This window comes from Paenibacillus sp. KS1, assembly GCF_001680695.1.
Lineage (GTDB): Bacteria > Bacillota > Bacilli > Paenibacillales > Paenibacillaceae > Paenibacillus_B > Paenibacillus_B suaedae.
This window is the reverse complement of the sequence record NZ_MAIS01000047.1, coordinates 1-15,653: the sequence shown is the minus strand read 5'-3', so window position 1 is coordinate 15,653 and position 15,653 is coordinate 1. Positions and strand designations below refer to the sequence as shown.

Genomic DNA, 15,653 nt, shown 5'->3' with positions numbered 1-15,653 from the left:
ACATAGACATACGGATGTGAAAATACTCCAATGGGAGTCTGCCTTATGGGGGATGTAAAATGACAGAAAAGATTAAAATCGTAACGTTGGGCTGCGACAAAAACTTGGTTGATTCCGAGATTATGTCCGGCTTAATTTATGAGCGTGGATATGAACTGGTGGAAAACGAAGAAGAAGCAACGGTAATCATCGTCAACACATGTGGATTCATTGATGCTGCTAAGGAAGAATCGGTGAATACGATCTTAAGACTAGCAGATTTGAAGGAAACTGCTGACTTGAAGGCACTTATTGTATCCGGATGCTTAACGCAGCGATACAAGGAGCAGCTGCTTGATGAAATGCCGGAGATTGACGGTATCGTTGGTACCGGTGATTTTGACAAAATCAATGATATTGTTGATGAAGCCCTGCAAGGAAGCAGGCCGATTCGTGTAGGCAATCCCGTATTCGATTATGATCGCATCCTTCCACGCAAAGTGGCGACTCCGCGCTATACGGCATATGTCAAAATAGCCGAAGGCTGCGACAATAACTGCACATTTTGCAGTATACCAATCATGAGAGGCAAGTTCCGCAGCCGTACAATGGAATCCATTCTTGCTGAGGTAGCTCAGCTTGCAGGACAAGGGGTCAAGGAGATTAGCCTAATTGCCCAAGATTCCACGAATTATGGTGTAGATTTATACGACGGTTTCAAGCTGCCGGAGTTAATGAATAAAGTAAGCAAAATTCCGGGGGTGGAATGGGTTCGTCTGCACTATGCGTACCCTGGATTTTTTACTGAGGAGCTTATGGATGCGATTGCGAGCAATCCGAAGATTTGCAAGTATATCGACATGCCATTGCAGCATAGTGAAGATAGCATTTTGAAGCGCATGAGACGTCCTGGTCGCCAGCGTGATTCCCGAGAGCTGGTGAATAAAATTCGTGAACGAATTCCTGGTGTAGCGCTGCGTACGTCTATTATCGTAGGGTTCCCTGGAGAAACGGACGAAGACTTTGACAGATTATGCGACTTCATCAGGGAGATGAAGTTCGATCGGCTTGGCGTATTTACCTATTCTTCCGAAGAGGACACGCCTGCAACGAGGCTGCCAGACCATGTGCCTGATGATGTTAAGGAGTGGCGTGCGAATACCCTTATGGAAATTCAGCGCCAAGTATCTAAAGAAGTAAGTGAAAAGCGTATTGGTGATATATTGGAAGTCCTTGTTGAGCGTTACGATGGCCGCAATGATGTGTTCATTGGCCGCTCGCAATTCGACGCCCCTGAAATTGACGGGGAAGTATTTATTTCCGGCCAGCCATTGAGTATTGGGGAAATTGTCAAGGTAAGGATTACTCATGCGCTTGAATTTGACTTAGCCGGGGAGGGTCTCGCGTGAATCTGGCGAACAAGATAACGTTAGTCCGTATTTTTCTTGTGCCAATAATGATGTTCTTCCTATTGGTGAACTTTGATTATTTGCCTGCGATTGAACTAGAGGGTTTCTCGATTACTTACAACCAGATTATTGCGGCCTTGATCTTCATTATTGCTGCAAGTACCGATGGATTGGATGGTTATATCGCCCGTAAACGCAAAATGGTTACAAATTTAGGAAAGCTGCTTGATCCACTTGCAGACAAGCTGCTCGTAGCGGCGGTTCTTATCTCACTTGTTGAGATGCAAAAATGTGATGCGTGGATTGCGGTTGTTATTATTAGCCGTGAATTTGCGGTTACTGGCCTAAGGCAAGTTGCCTTGCTCGAAGGAACTGTTGTTGCTGCAAGCAAGTGGGGGAAATGGAAAACAGCAACCCAAATTACGGCGATTGCAGCGATGCTGCTGAACAATTTCCCATTTGCGTTCGTTCATTTCCGTTTTGACATCTTGGCGACTTGGGTCGCTGCGTTAATTACCGTATACTCGGGAATTGACTACTTTGTAAAAAATAAAAATGTGCTTCACCTTTCGGATTGATAACGGAAGCTGATAGGTCAATAGGTGCTTTTTCCATAGTTCCGGCTCTCCGGGCAGGAAGGGGCACCTATTCACATTTATAGACTTGTAAAATGCTTGATAACGACTAATAGGGATGGTGGTTGGCATGAAAGCAGAGATCATTGCAGTTGGGACAGAACTGCTGCTGGGACAAATCGTCAATACGAATGCGCAATATATTTCGCAGCGACTGGCAGTGGTTGGTGTAGATGTGTTCTATCATACGGTTGTTGGGGATAATGCTGTGCGGATTCGACAATGTATTGAAACGGCATGCAAGCGTTCCGATCTGCTTATCTTCACAGGTGGTCTGGGACCGACGATGGATGATCTGACGAAGGATGTGCTCGCGGAGATGTTAGGCCGCAAGATGACCTATGATGAGCCAGCAATGGCCAAGATGACCGAGATGTTTGCGGGGCGCGGCATACAAATGGTCGAAAGCAATAAGCGTCAGGCGAATGTGATAGACGGCGCTGATGTACTGAAGAACTCGAATGGGCTTGCTGTAGGAAATGCCCTGCGGCATGATGGTACTACATATGTACTGCTTCCTGGACCACCTCGTGAAATGAAGACGATGCTCGATAATGAGGCGATTCCGTGGTTGAAGAGCCAGCAGCTCATTGATCAGTCTTCCTTATATACGCGGATGTTGAAGTTCGCAGGCATCGGTGAATCTGGGCTTGAGAATGCTCTTCTTGATCTCATTGAACAGCAGACGGACACAACGATTGCCACCTATGCTAAGGAAGGCGAGGTTCTCGTTCGATTAGCCGTCAAAGGGATAGATCAGCGCGTGGCAGATGTGAAGCTTGATCAGGTTGAACAGGAAATTCACAACCGATTGGGGATGCATTTGTATGCTGCCAAGGATGTATCTTTGCCAGTGGTGTTGGTGGAGCAGTTATCGCAGCTTGGCATGACCTTGTCCGCAGCAGAGAGCTGTACGGGCGGGATGTTTGCGGACATGATCACAGCTGTTCCGGGAAGCTCGCAAGTATTTGCCGGCGGGGCGGTAACCTATTCGAATGAGATGAAAGAGCGCATTCTAGGCGTGCCTCATGAACTGCTCGAGGGTGAAAATGCGCCTGGTGCGGTCAGCGAGCCAACAGCCAAGGCAATGGCTGAAGGGATGCGTGATATTGCAGATACGGATTTCACAGTTGCCATAACAGGCGTAGCAGGACCAGCTCACTCCGAGCGGAAGCCTGTAGGCCTCGTTTATATTGCGATTGCGGAGAAGGGCCGGGAAATCGTAGTGGAGGAGCTTCGTTTGAACGGAGATCGAGAAGGAATCCGCCGCCGTACTGTATATGCTATTATGTATCGATTGTGGAGAAGGCTGCAGGATCGAACAGTACATATTCATTAACAAATGTTGACAAATGAAGTAGTGGAGGATACAATCGAATCATAAGATACGGAAGAACCGTAACGAAGTGTATATACACGCTTTGTTGCGGTTTTTTTTGTTGGTGCACCAGATGTGGGTATTTGGATAATATGTAAATAAAAGTAATAAACGTTCGTAAAAAACGAATGTATGTTCGAAAAAATGCTTGGCAAACTGAATAAAACACGTTATGATGTATATATCAAACGAATCAGTGAAGGAAGTGAGTTTGTGTCAGATCGTCGCGCTGCGTTAGAAATGGCTTTGCGTCAAATTGAGAAACAATTCGGTAAAGGTTCGATCATGAAACTTGGCGAATCCAATCACATGCAAGTGGAGATTGTGCCAAGTGGATCGCTTGCATTAGATATAGCTCTAGGAATCGGTGGTTTGCCGAGAGGTCGTATTATTGAAGTATATGGACCGGAATCTTCCGGTAAGACAACGGTTGCACTTCATGCGATCGCAGAAGTACAGAAGACAGGTGGACAAGCTGCATTTATTGATGCGGAGCACGCATTGGATCCAGCATATGCGAACAAGCTTGGCGTTAATATCGATGAGCTCCTGTTATCCCAACCGGACACAGGGGAGCAGGCGCTTGAAATCGCGGAAGCATTGGTACGAAGTGGTGCAGTAGACATTATCGTTATTGACTCTGTTGCTGCACTTGTGCCGAAAGCGGAGATTGAAGGCGAGATGGGTGATTCCCATGTCGGCCTGCAAGCACGTCTAATGTCGCAGGCTTTGCGTAAATTGTCTGGTGCAATCAGCAAGTCGAAGACGATTGCGATCTTCATCAACCAGCTTCGCGAGAAGGTTGGCGTTATGTTCGGTAACCCAGAGACGACTCCTGGTGGCCGTGCCTTGAAGTTCTATTCCAGCGTTCGTCTTGATGTGCGTCGTGTTGAGACCATTAAGCAAGGTACGGACATGATTGGTAACCGCACTCGGATTAAGGTCGTTAAGAATAAGGTTGCGCCTCCATTCAAACAGGCGGACATCGATATTATGTATGGTGAAGGTATTTCTCGTGAGGGAAGCATCGTCGATATTGGTACAGAGATGGATATCGTGCAGAAGAGCGGTGCATGGTACTCCTTCGAAGGTGAGCGTCTGGGTCAAGGCCGCGAGAATGCCAAGCAATTCTTGAAGGAACATTCGGAGATTGCCCTTACAATCGAAAATCAAATTCGTGCAGCAAGCAATCTGACTACAACAATCCCTGATAAGGGTGTCAGTGAAGATGACGATGATGCATTTGAATTGGAATTAGGTGACGACGAATAATTTGTTGTTAGCTCAAGCACCTTCGCGTTAAGCGAAGGTGCTTCTATGTATTTGTATGGAGGAGAGTCGTTTGAAGGATAGCGAACGCATCGTAACGATTACTCGTGTAGAGCGAATCGAGAGGCAGGCAGGCCGTTATAAGATTCATTTCGATGGAGCGGAACCGCTAGAAGCGCATGAAGATGTGATGGTAAAGTTTCGGTTATTGAAAGGTACTGAGTTGTCTCTGGACTCGCTCACGGAGATATTGCGCGCAGACGAAGGGAATAAGGCCTACGTGCAGGCGATCAAGTATTTGCAACGCAAACCACGTACTCGCATTGAACTCGCCCGTAACCTAGCTCAGAAGGGCTATGAGGATGGGATTGTGCAAGAGGTGCTTGATCGTCTGGAACGTGAGTGGCTTGTCGATGATAAATCATATGCGATGCAGTGGGCGCATCAGCGCTTGAATCGACATATGAAGGGGCGCCGATGGATTCAGCATGAGCTGAAGCAGAAGGGAGTACAAGAGCGGCATATTGAGACAGCTCTTCATTCGATAGACCCAGATGAAGAGTGGAACAGTGCATTGTCCGCAGCTCGCAAAAAATGGCGGCAGACAAAGGGAGACCTGCATCTGCGCAAGCAGAAGGTCGCCGCATTCCTTGCACGTAGAGGCTATCCAATGGATATGGCTAGGCGCGCAGCTTACACTGCAGCAGATGAGCGCAGTGAAGAAGAGGAAGTTTCCCACGACATCGAGGAATAATAAAATGACCACTCACGTCATTTGCTTGACAATATCTTTTCTTGAATAATAAAATGAACATGTATCTTTATTTTCACGAGATCAATCTCCTCTTCCAGAGATTGATTTCTAATGATTCATTTCGCCAATTTAATGATTTCCGATTGTCGCCTCAAGGCGACGCCCGTGTATGCGCAATGCATACACATAAGCTGGCGTATTCGCGCCAGTCCATTGAGTTAATTAATGAATAGGGAAACTTGAAAACCACAAATGTAACCTGTCCCAAGCAGTGCTTGGAGGAACCAACGGGGAGGTGAGGCAATGAACGTTCAACTTTGGCTCGCGATCGTTCTCGTTGTGGCCGCATTGTTCTTGGGGTTTGGAATCGGATACCTGATTCGCAAATCGCTTGCCGAAGCGAAGATAACGAGTGCTGAACACGCCGCGGAACAAATTATGGATGGCGCACGCAAGGAAGCTGAAGCACTGAAGAAAGAAACGGTGTTGGAAGCAAAAGACGAAATCCATAAGCTTCGTAATGAAGCGGAGAAGGACATCCGCGAACGACGGAACGAAGTTCAACGACTCGAAAGACGCTTATTGCAAAAAGAAGAGTCGTTGGATAAAAAGTTAGAAGCGCTGGAACGTAAAGAAGAACAAGTAGCTGCTAAAGAGAGACGAATCGAAGAAACACAAGAACAGGTCGATCAAATTTGTCAGCAGCAAGTTACAGAATTGGAACGCATTTCGAATCTGACGATGGAAGATGCGCGTACAATTATTTTGACGAATGTAGAGCAAGAAGTGCGTCATGAAACGGCACAAATGATTAAAGAAATCGAGCAGCAGGCTCGTGAGGAATCGGACAAGCGCTCTCGTGAGATTATTACGATGGCTATCCAACGTTGCGCTGCAGATCATGTCGCAGAAACGACGGTATCCGTTGTTGCATTGCCGAACGAAGAGATGAAGGGCCGCATCATCGGACGCGAAGGACGCAATATCCGCGCGCTCGAGACATTGACAGGAATCGATCTCATTATTGACGATACGCCTGAAGCGGTTATTCTGTCCGGATTCGACCCAATTCGCCGTGAAATTGCAAGAACATCTCTTGAGAAACTCGTTGCGGATGGACGTATTCATCCAGCACGCATCGAGGAAATGGTGGAGAAATCGCGCAAGGAAGTGGACGAGCGTATTCGCGAATACGGAGAACAAGCTACGTTCGAAGTCGGTGTGCACGGATTGCATCCTGATTTGATCAAAATATTGGGACGTTTGAAGTTCCGTACAAGCTACGGACAAAACGTACTGAAGCATTCTATGGAAGTGGCTTATCTTGCTGGATTGATGGCAGGAGAGCTCGGAGTGGATGTAACGTTAGCCAAACGTGCCGGGCTGTTGCATGACATCGGAAAAGCGTTGGATCATGAAGTGGAAGGATCTCACGTCGAAATCGGCGTAGAGTTGGCGAAGAAGTATAAAGAACATCCTGTAGTCATTAACAGTATCGCATCCCATCATGGCGATTGTGAAGCAACATCCGTTATCGCTATGCTGGTCGCTGCGGCTGATGCCTTGTCAGCAGCAAGACCGGGAGCTCGTAGGGAAACGCTTGAAACATACATCAAACGACTTGAAAAACTGGAAGAGATTTCGGAGTCGTTCGAGGGCGTTGAGAAATCATACGCGATTCAAGCGGGACGTGAGGTTCGCGTAATGGTACAGCCGGATAAGATTGATGATGCGGAAGCGTATCGCCTCGCTCGCGAGATTACGAAGACAATTGAGGGCGAATTGGATTATCCGGGGCATATTAAAGTTACGGTCATTCGCGAAACCCGAGCGGTTGAATATGCGAAGTAAGATGCACATATAGGATTTGGAGAAGTGGCCTTATTAGGCCACTTCTCCCTTTTAGGAGATATAAAGCAGTCTCTGCGATCGATCGTACCGATCAGGCACATCGAATAGAGGTTGCTGCAAGGAGGACTCAGGCTAGATGAAAGTAATGTTTATCGGTGATATCGTCGGAAATACAGGACGCAAGGCTTTGAAGCAGCTTCTTCCGTCGCTCAAGCAAAAGCATAACCCGCATATTATTATTGCGAATGCTGAAAATGCAGCTGGAGGCAGAGGCGTCACAGCGGCAATTGTCAAGGAATTCGCTGATTTAGGCGTGCATGGTTTTACGATGGGAAACCATACGTGGGACAACAAGGATATATTCGAATGGATTGACGACGAGAAGCGCATGGTTCGCCCTGCGAACTTCCCGCCAGGAACACCAGGTCAAGGCCATGCGGTCATTAAGGCCAACGGCAAGGAACTGGTGATTGTCAACGTGCAAGGGCGCACATTCCTGCCGGCGATTGATTGCCCCTTCCGCAAGACAGACGAGATCCTTGAGTCACTTGGCAAGAAGCCGCGTGCCATTCTTGTTGACTTCCATGCTGAGGCTACATCGGAGAAAATCGCGATGGGATGGCATCTGGATGGCCGTGCATCACTCGTTGTAGGAACGCACACGCATGTTCAGACGAATGATGATACAATCCTGCCAGGTGGAACGGCATACTTAACAGATGTCGGCATGGTTGGGTCCAAGGAAGGCGTACTAGGCATGGAACGGGAAGCTGTGCTGCGCAAGTTCAAGACACAGCTGCCTGTCCGCTTCGTCGTTGACGAAGGGAAATGGCAGTTCCATGGACTTGTCGTCGAGATCGATGAGACAACCGGCAAGGCAGTTAAGCTTGAGAAGATCCGCGTTCGCGAAGACGACTGGATTATGGAATAGGAATACGAAAGCGTAAGCGAGGTGAGTGCGTTGGCACTGGGCCTCGCTTTTTTTTATATACAGAACCTGTTTCGTTATCTGAACGAACTGCTATGTCACTGACTTGTTGATTTGCCGAATACTTAGATGGGGGATGCTGCTGATTCATCGCTAGGAATTGAAGGAATCTGCATTGTGAAGGAATTTTTAGGATTTTCACGAATATGTTTTAATAATGGAGTCTAACCTTAACAATCCCGAGGAGGTACTTTCCATGGAAGTATTAAAAGTTTCAGCAAAGTCCAATCCTAATTCGGTAGCTGGAGCATTAGCAGGGGTTTTGCGTGAACGGGGAGCAGCCGAACTGCAAGCAATTGGCGCAGGTGCCTTGAATCAGGCGATTAAAGCCGTTGCCATTGCACGGGGATTCGTTGCGCCAAGCGGTGTGGATCTGATTTGTGTTCCCGCTTTCACGGATATTGTCATCGATGGAGAAGATCGGACTGCAATCAAACTGATAGTTGAACCCAGATAATATACGTCGACAGTGGTGCGTAAGTAACGAATTTATTCAGCCTGTTTACAACGTAAGCAGGTTTTTTGCTTTGTTCTGCCTCGGGAGCAGATGGGTTAGAGATGGGATGCAAAGGGACAAGCGCAGCTTGGTAAAAACAGCTGCCTTCACCGGATTGCGAATAAAGAAGCTGAGAAGGGGACGTAGAATTATGAGCCAACGGATTATTGATTTTCATTGTGATGTTCTGTACAAGATGCTGTATGCAGGCAAGTTGGATTTTATGAGCAAGGATGCATTAGATATTACGCTGCCGCGCATGCAGGATGGTCAGGTAGGGATGCAAGTATTTGCGGTATTTCTGGAAGAAGCATTGAGTAGCGGTCAGCCGCAATTTTCTCAAATCTTGCGCTGTATTGACCTGCTGCGTGAACGGATATGCTCGCTGCCTGATGTGTCCCTCATTCGATGGCGTGAAGATGTAGAGCATTGGGAGCGTTCGCCACAGTTAACGGGTGCTCTGCTGTCTATAGAAGGCGCTGATGGGCTGGAAGGCGACATGGTGTATGTGCGGACTGCATATGAGCTTGGGGTTCGCTTTCTAGGCTTGACATGGAATCATTCGAACTGGGCTGTGGACGGAACAATGGAGCCAAGGCAGGCTGGGTTTACGAACAAAGGGCGGCAGCTTATTCGCGAATGCGACAAGCTGGGGATACTCGTTGATGTATCCCATTTGAATGAAAGAGCATTCTGGGAACTGCTAGAGCTCACTGAGCGTCCAGTGTTCGCCTCCCATTCCAATTCGGCATACGTGCGTAAGCACCCTAGAAATCTAAGTGATGAACAGATCAAAGCCATTATCGATCGGAATGGTAGAATCGGAATCACCTTCGTACCTGCCTTTATTGCAGATAGCCAGCAAGTGACTATTGAGCATCTGCTTCGCCATATTGATCGGATCTGCGAGCTCGGCGGTGAACAGCATATTATGTTCGGCTCGGACTTCGACGGCATTGATGACAAAGTACAAGGTCTGGAGCATGCTGGACAGTACGGAAATTTGCTGGAAGCGATAGAGCGTAGATATTCGTCGGAATTTGTCAATCGAATTGCTCATAGCAATGCTCTGCAATTTCTGAAGGCGAACCTTCCTGCCCGAGAAGGATAATTGTCCATTCATCTCATGAAGGTATCATATCCATCGAATCTTGCTATCGTGGACATCGGCGAAAACGCTTGCTTTTTCCAACCTCTGCACATAGAATGAGAGTGACTCAACCATTACAATATTTTACTTGTTACAATTTAGCGAATTTTGGTGGCATCCGTCGTGATGCATATGCGAGTCACCTTTCAAAAGGAGTGGGCGAGCTTGATTAGTCAATTGTCTTGGAAAATCGGGGGTCAGCAAGGGGAAGGCGTAGAAAGTACGGACCGTATTTTCTCGACGGCATTGAATCGTCTTGGATACTATTTATATGGGTACCGTCATTTTTCTTCTCGTATTAAGGGTGGTCATACGAACAACAAGATTCGAATCAGCACGAAGCCAATTCGCGCAATTTCGGACGACTTGGACATTTTGGTTGCATTCGATCAGGAATCCATTGATTTGAACGTTGGTGAACTTCGTCCAGGCGGCGTTATCGTCGCAGATGCCAAGTTCAATCCATCCGTTCCAGAAGGTGTGAATGCACGTCTTTTCGCGGTTCCTTTCACATCGATTGCTGAGGAACTCGGTGCCTCCCTCATGAAGAATATGGTTGCTTCGGGCGCATCTTGGGCATTGCTTGGGTTGCCGCTGGAAGTCTTCAACAAGGCGCTTGAAGAGGAATTCAGCCGCAAGGGTCCAGCAGTTGTGGAGAAGAACGTTGAAGCTGCACGTAGAGGTGCGGAGTTCGTACTGGAGCAAGCAGGCGGTCCGCTTGACGACTTCAAGCTGGAGCCGGCTGACGGCAAGCAGAAGCTGTTCATGATTGGTAACGATGCAATTGGCTTGGGTGCGGTAGCGGCAGGATGCCGTCTGATGGCAGCATATCCGATTACGCCTGCATCCGAGATTATGGAATATTTGATTAAGCGTCTGCCGAAGTTCGGGGGTACGGTTATTCAGACAGAGGATGAGATTGCGGCGGTTACGATGGCGATTGGCGCCAACTATGGCGGCGTACGCGCACTGACTGCATCCGCAGGTCCTGGTCTTTCCCTGAAGACGGAAGCAATCGGTCTTGCCGGCATGACGGAGACTCCGATTGTTATCGTGAATACACAGCGCGGCGGTCCAAGTACTGGACTTCCGACGAAGCAGGAACAAAGTGATATGAACGCGATGATCTATGGAACGCATGGTGAGATTCCGAAGATTGTAATAGCGCCAAGTTCAATAGAAGAGTGCTTCTTCGATACAGTAGAGGCATTCAACCTGGCTGAGCAGTACCAATGTCCGGTTATCGTCTTGACGGATTTGCAGTTGTCTCTCGGTAAACAAACTTGTGAGATGCTTGATTATGAGCAAATTACAATCGATCGCGGTAAGCTGATGAGCGACGTTCCTCCATTAGAGGCGAATCAACAGTTTAAGCGCTATGAACTTACAGAAGACGGAATTTCTCCACGTGTTGTTCCAGGGGAGAAAGGTGGACTCCACCACGTAACTGGCGTTGAGCACGACGAGATCGGCAGACCGTCTGAGAGTGCAGTGAACCGCAAGAAGATGATGGACAAACGGTTGAACAAACTGAATGGACTGCAGGTGACGAATGCGATTCACGCAGATGTGCCGCATGAAGAACCAGATTTACTTATCGTAGGCATGGGCTCCACTGGTGGTACGATTGATGAAGCACGCAGACACTTGGAAGCGGATGGGGTAAAGACCAACCATATTACGGTACGTCAAATCTATCCATTCCCAACAGAGCTGTTCACACCGCATGCGCAGAAGGCGAAGCAAATCGTCGTTGTTGAGAACAATGCTACCGGCCAACTGGCTGATCAAGTAAAATTGAACGTTGGATTCGGAGAGAAGCTTCGCCGAATTAATAAATATGATGGAACTCCGTTCCTGCCTTTGGAATTGTACAAACAAAGCAAGGAGTTGGTCTAGTATGGCAACGTTCAAAGAGTTTCGCAACAATGTGAAGCCGAACTGGTGCCCTGGCTGCGGCGACTTCTCGATTCAGGCAGCCATTCAACGCGCAGCAGCCAACGTCGGTTTGGAACCTGAGAATTTGGCTGTTGTATCCGGGATTGGATGTTCTGGCCGGATTTCCGGTTATATCAATGCATATGGCTTCCACAGCATTCACGGACGTGCGCTGCCAATTGCACAAGGATTGAAGCTAGCTAACCGTGACCTGACTGTTATTGCATCCGGTGGGGATGGAGACGGCTTCGCAATTGGGATGGGACATACCGTACATGCGATTCGCCGGAACATCAACGTTACGTATATCGTCATGGATAACCAAATCTATGGATTGACGAAAGGTCAGACTTCGCCACGCAGTGCGGTTGGGTTCAAGACGAAGAGTACACCAGATGGCGCAATCGAGAACACATTAAGTCCGCTTGAGATTGCACTGTCTGCGGGTGCTACCTTCGTAGCACAGTCATTCTCTAGTGATTTGAAGCAGTTGACTTCTCTGATTGAGGAAGGCATTAAGCACGAAGGCTTCTCTTTAATCAACGTATTCAGTCCTTGCGTAACATTCAACAAGATCAATACGTATGACTGGTTCAAGGAAAACATCATCAATCTGGAATCTGTAGAGGGCTATGATCCGTCCAACCGGATCGCAGCAATGACGAAGCTAATGGAAACAGATGGAATGATAACAGGTCTTATCTATCAAGATAAATCGAAGAAGAGCTACGAGAATCTCGTATCTGGATTCCGCGAAGAACCGTTAGCGAAGCAAAATATTCGCCTTTCTTCTGAAGAATTTGACAAATTGGTGGCAGAATTCAAATAATTGTTGAAAAGGCATGCGTCTTTAGGCGCATGCCTTGTTGCATTTCGTAGTATAATATGATTTGGTACTAGCTAGAGAGAACACATACGTGAGGTGGAAGAGAAATGAAAAACGTACCTGTCGGCGTATCCGCTCGCCATATTCATTTGACTCAAGAACATATCGAGATTTTGTTCGGTAAAGGTTATCAATTGACGGAGTTCAAGCCATTGTCCCAACCCGGACAATATGCTGCGAATGAAACAGTTGAAGTTGTAGGCTCCAAAGGATCCTTCAATAAAGTTCGTATTTTGGGACCGGCACGTCCTGCATCCCAATTGGAAATTTCCCGCACTGACTCCTTCGCAATCGGTGTAAAAGCACCTGTTCGCGAATCTGGAGATATCGAAGGTACACCAGGCGTTCTTGTAAAAGGACCTGCTGGTGAAGTTGAATTGCAAGACGGCGTTATCGTAGCTGCTCGTCACATTCACTTCCATACTTCTGATGCAGAAAAATGGGGGATTCAAGACAAGCAAAAGCTTCGCGTACGTGTAGGTGGAGAGCGCGGTGTTGTATTTGAACACGTGGTTGCACGCGTATCTGAGAAGTTTGCATTGGACATGCATATCGACACTGACGAAGCGAATGCTGCTGGCGTGAAAAACGGCGACACTGCTGAGATCATTGATTAATTATTGAATCATACTTTCGAAATGAAAGGTGCAGTCCTTATAGGGCTGCGCCTTTTTTGCATGGAGTTTCTTCTTCGTTCGTGCAGGGGTTCATACTAAATCTTCAGTTTTATAAAGGGATACGACTCGGACTGATCAATCGCAATTATAAAGGACATGCCGCCAGACGTTTTACGCTTGGCGGTACAAACCAAAACGTTTGGATTCCTTGCAAGCATCTTGAAACTGACGGAACCATTAGATCAGGCGAGAACATTGATTATGTTTTCCGCAAGGCACAGCGCCAGCTTGGGCTTGCTGGATACACTAATCTAATACCAGGAATCAAGCGTAAATCATCGGACAAAAAAGTCTAGGGGGAAGCTAAGGAATCGTTATCTCGTAAGCTAACAAAGTGAATAGAAAAAAGTGCCAACCCTAGTAGGCTGACACTTTATATTGATTATTGATAGTTTTGTAGGTTACCTACTACGGGGAAAACTCCATCACTCTTAACAAAGAGTTTATACGAACAACCAGAACTCATGTAGTAGGTTATTGTCTTAGTTCCTCCGTTAGGCATGTCATAATGGTAAACAGTGTCTTTGCCGTTGCAATATTCATGAATAAAACCAGAAAATGCACCACTTGAATTGATTGTTGCTTTACCATATTGATTTTGACCGATAATAGAATCAGTTGCATCTGAGAACGGAGCATTTCCTGGCACATAAACAGAAACTGAAGAGTTAGCAGCAAATACAGCAGTTGTTGTCATCATTAAGATGAACAATGTAAGGCCAATAATTTTTAAGTTCTTCATTGTAATCTCCTAAAAATTTCTAATATATTTCACTAGTATTTTACATTATTTCTACATTTATATCAATAGAATTAGGTCTAAATACGGAAGAACATGAGCTGGGAGAGACGCGACAATGGAACATAAATTGGATCTGATTGCCCTGCTGGCTACATCGATCCGGCCTTCCTAAGTTATCAGGAGTGGGTAAATGTCGGCATGGCGCTAAAATATGAAGGCTATACAGCCGCCGATTGGGAAGACTGGAGTAAACGGGACGGATCCCGATATCATCCTGGTGAATGCTTCAAGAAGTGGACGACGTTCGAGGGATCCGGCGTGCCAGTAACAGGCGCTACGATAACGCAGATGGCCAAGGATAACGGTTGGATGCCTCGTAGTACTAGAGACGATCATGAACTGGATTGGAACGATGAGATTTCTGGCGGGGAGTACGTGGTTATCGATAAAAACTGGATAGAAGGTAAAGAGATTCACGAACCGACCGACTGGAATCCGGTGCAGCAGCTGACCACCTATTTGGCAACATTGTTCGAGGCATCAGAGAATGTTGGATATGTAGTTGACACCTGGCAGAACGATGAAGGAAAATATCTGCCCACCAAGGGGGCATGGGATCGTACAGCTGGCGAGCTAATCCAGGCTCTGAATGAATGTAATGGCGATATTGGAGCTGTCCTAGGTGACTACATTTCGGCAGCAGGTGCATGGATCCGATTTAATCCTCTTGATGGCAAGGGCGTCAAAAATGAGAACGTTAGCGATTTCCGTTACGCACTCGTCGAGTCTGACACAATGGATATTGAGAAGCAGAACGCCATTATGCGCGAGCTGGATCTACCAATTGCCGTAATGGTATACAGCGGCGGCAAGAGTATCCATGCAATTGTACGCATCGATGCGGCAGCTCATGCTTATCTTGAACGGTATCCGACTGGCACTAAGGCGCAACTGAGAGCTGTCCAGGACTGCGTGCCGGTGGGAGATGAGGATGGAGCAATGCTTGAGGAACTGCAGCGAAAGATCGTGAAGGTCATCGAGGCACGGACAGGAACACCTGAAGGATACGAAGCGATTCAAACGGTGAGTATAAAAGCGAACCGCGAGCAGCAATTATTACGGGTGTGGTCGATGAGGAAATCGTGCACCTATGCGTACTTAATCCAACTGGCCACCAAGGGTATAAATTTTACACCGGCGTAAGCTTGGTAGACTCCAGAGGCGGCCGCAAGAACAAGACTCTGGAAACCCAGGTTCGATTCCTGGCGCTGGTGCCATAAACGGATGTGGTGCAGTGGTAGCACGCTTGCCTTGGGAGCAAGCCGTCTCCTTATGAGGCGGTTTTTCATTGATAAATAAAAGTGAGTCAAAATCATGGGCATAGGCATATAGTGGGGTATGTTGTAATTTTGAAAGGGGATGTTCGCTTTGAGTTACTATTATCAACCACAACCTGCCGGTATGTACCCATACTCACAACCTGCCGGTATGTACCCTCACT

The 15,653-nt window shown here is 47.2% G+C and carries 14 protein-coding genes and 1 tRNA gene; 14 read left to right on the top strand and 1 reads right to left on the bottom strand.

Annotated features, from left to right (window positions below; translation table 11 throughout):
* The first annotated feature begins 59 nt into the window (after nucleotides 1-59).
* From rimO to pduL, 12 genes are all read left to right on the top strand, one after another.
* Nucleotides 60-1,388, top strand: a complete 1,329-nt coding sequence (rimO, locus tag BBG47_RS16420; protein WP_065292582.1) for a 30S ribosomal protein S12 methylthiotransferase RimO — start codon at nucleotides 60-62, stop codon at nucleotides 1,386-1,388.
* Entirely contained in the window at nucleotides 1,385-1,966 is a 582-nt protein-coding gene (gene pgsA, locus BBG47_RS16415) for a CDP-diacylglycerol--glycerol-3-phosphate 3-phosphatidyltransferase (RefSeq protein WP_021256482.1), read from the top strand. The genes rimO and pgsA overlap by 4 nt, the downstream gene beginning before the upstream one ends.
* Nucleotides 1,967-2,093: 127 nt before the next feature.
* Nucleotides 2,094-3,362 (top strand): competence/damage-inducible protein A, encoded by a 1,269-nt coding sequence (locus BBG47_RS16410; protein ID WP_065292581.1) that lies wholly within the window; start codon nucleotides 2,094-2,096, stop codon nucleotides 3,360-3,362.
* Between the two features lie 252 nt (nucleotides 3,363-3,614).
* Complete coding sequence (gene recA / locus BBG47_RS16405) at nucleotides 3,615-4,673, top strand: recombinase RecA (RefSeq protein WP_036592478.1); 1,059 nt, start codon at nucleotides 3,615-3,617, stop codon at nucleotides 4,671-4,673.
* A 70-nt stretch (nucleotides 4,674-4,743) separates the two neighbouring features.
* Complete coding sequence (locus BBG47_RS16400; protein WP_065292580.1) at nucleotides 4,744-5,424, top strand: regulatory protein RecX; 681 nt, start codon at nucleotides 4,744-4,746, stop codon at nucleotides 5,422-5,424.
* A gap of 303 nt (nucleotides 5,425-5,727) precedes the next feature.
* On the top strand, nucleotides 5,728-7,275 hold the full coding sequence (gene rny / locus BBG47_RS16395) for a ribonuclease Y (protein WP_021256478.1): 1,548 nt from the start codon (nucleotides 5,728-5,730) through the stop codon (nucleotides 7,273-7,275).
* Nucleotides 7,276-7,411: 136 nt separating this feature from the next.
* Nucleotides 7,412-8,206, top strand: coding sequence for a TIGR00282 family metallophosphoesterase (locus BBG47_RS16390; RefSeq protein WP_021262403.1), 795 nt, complete (start codon nucleotides 7,412-7,414; stop codon nucleotides 8,204-8,206).
* Nucleotides 8,207-8,459: 253 nt separating this feature from the next.
* Nucleotides 8,460-8,720 (top strand): stage V sporulation protein S, encoded by a 261-nt coding sequence (locus BBG47_RS16385; RefSeq protein ID WP_005550495.1) that lies wholly within the window; start codon nucleotides 8,460-8,462, stop codon nucleotides 8,718-8,720.
* 190 nt (nucleotides 8,721-8,910) lie between these two features.
* Nucleotides 8,911-9,870, top strand: coding sequence for a dipeptidase (locus BBG47_RS16380; RefSeq protein ID WP_065292579.1), 960 nt, complete (start codon nucleotides 8,911-8,913; stop codon nucleotides 9,868-9,870).
* 204 nt (nucleotides 9,871-10,074) lie between these two features.
* Nucleotides 10,075-11,808 (top strand): 2-oxoacid:acceptor oxidoreductase subunit alpha, encoded by a 1,734-nt coding sequence (locus BBG47_RS16375; protein WP_065292578.1) that lies wholly within the window; start codon nucleotides 10,075-10,077, stop codon nucleotides 11,806-11,808.
* Between the two features lies 1 nt (nucleotide 11,809).
* Complete coding sequence (locus tag BBG47_RS16370; RefSeq protein ID WP_065292577.1) at nucleotides 11,810-12,676, top strand: 2-oxoacid:ferredoxin oxidoreductase subunit beta; 867 nt, start codon at nucleotides 11,810-11,812, stop codon at nucleotides 12,674-12,676.
* 104 nt (nucleotides 12,677-12,780) lie between these two features.
* The gene (gene pduL / locus BBG47_RS16365; RefSeq protein WP_065292576.1) at nucleotides 12,781-13,350 is read left to right on the top strand and encodes a phosphate propanoyltransferase; all 570 of its coding nucleotides are present in this window, start codon (nucleotides 12,781-12,783) and stop codon (nucleotides 13,348-13,350) included.
* 442 nt (nucleotides 13,351-13,792) lie between these two features.
* On the opposite strand, the gene BBG47_RS16355 is transcribed toward pduL, so the two are convergent.
* A complete protein-coding gene (locus BBG47_RS16355; RefSeq protein WP_065292574.1) occupies nucleotides 13,793-14,152 on the bottom strand; it encodes a hypothetical protein in 360 nt (119 codons plus the stop codon).
* A 198-nt stretch (nucleotides 14,153-14,350) separates the two neighbouring features.
* Between BBG47_RS16355 and BBG47_RS16350 the strand changes: the two genes are divergently transcribed.
* Both BBG47_RS16350 and BBG47_RS29955 read left to right on the top strand, forming a co-directional pair.
* Nucleotides 14,351-15,355, top strand: coding sequence for a PriCT-2 domain-containing protein (locus BBG47_RS16350; RefSeq protein ID WP_254659839.1), 1,005 nt, complete (start codon nucleotides 14,351-14,353; stop codon nucleotides 15,353-15,355).
* Nucleotides 15,346-15,429 (top strand) — tRNA-OTHER (locus BBG47_RS29955). The genes BBG47_RS16350 and BBG47_RS29955 overlap by 10 nt, the downstream gene beginning before the upstream one ends.
* The last annotated feature ends 224 nt before the right edge of the window (nucleotides 15,430-15,653 follow it).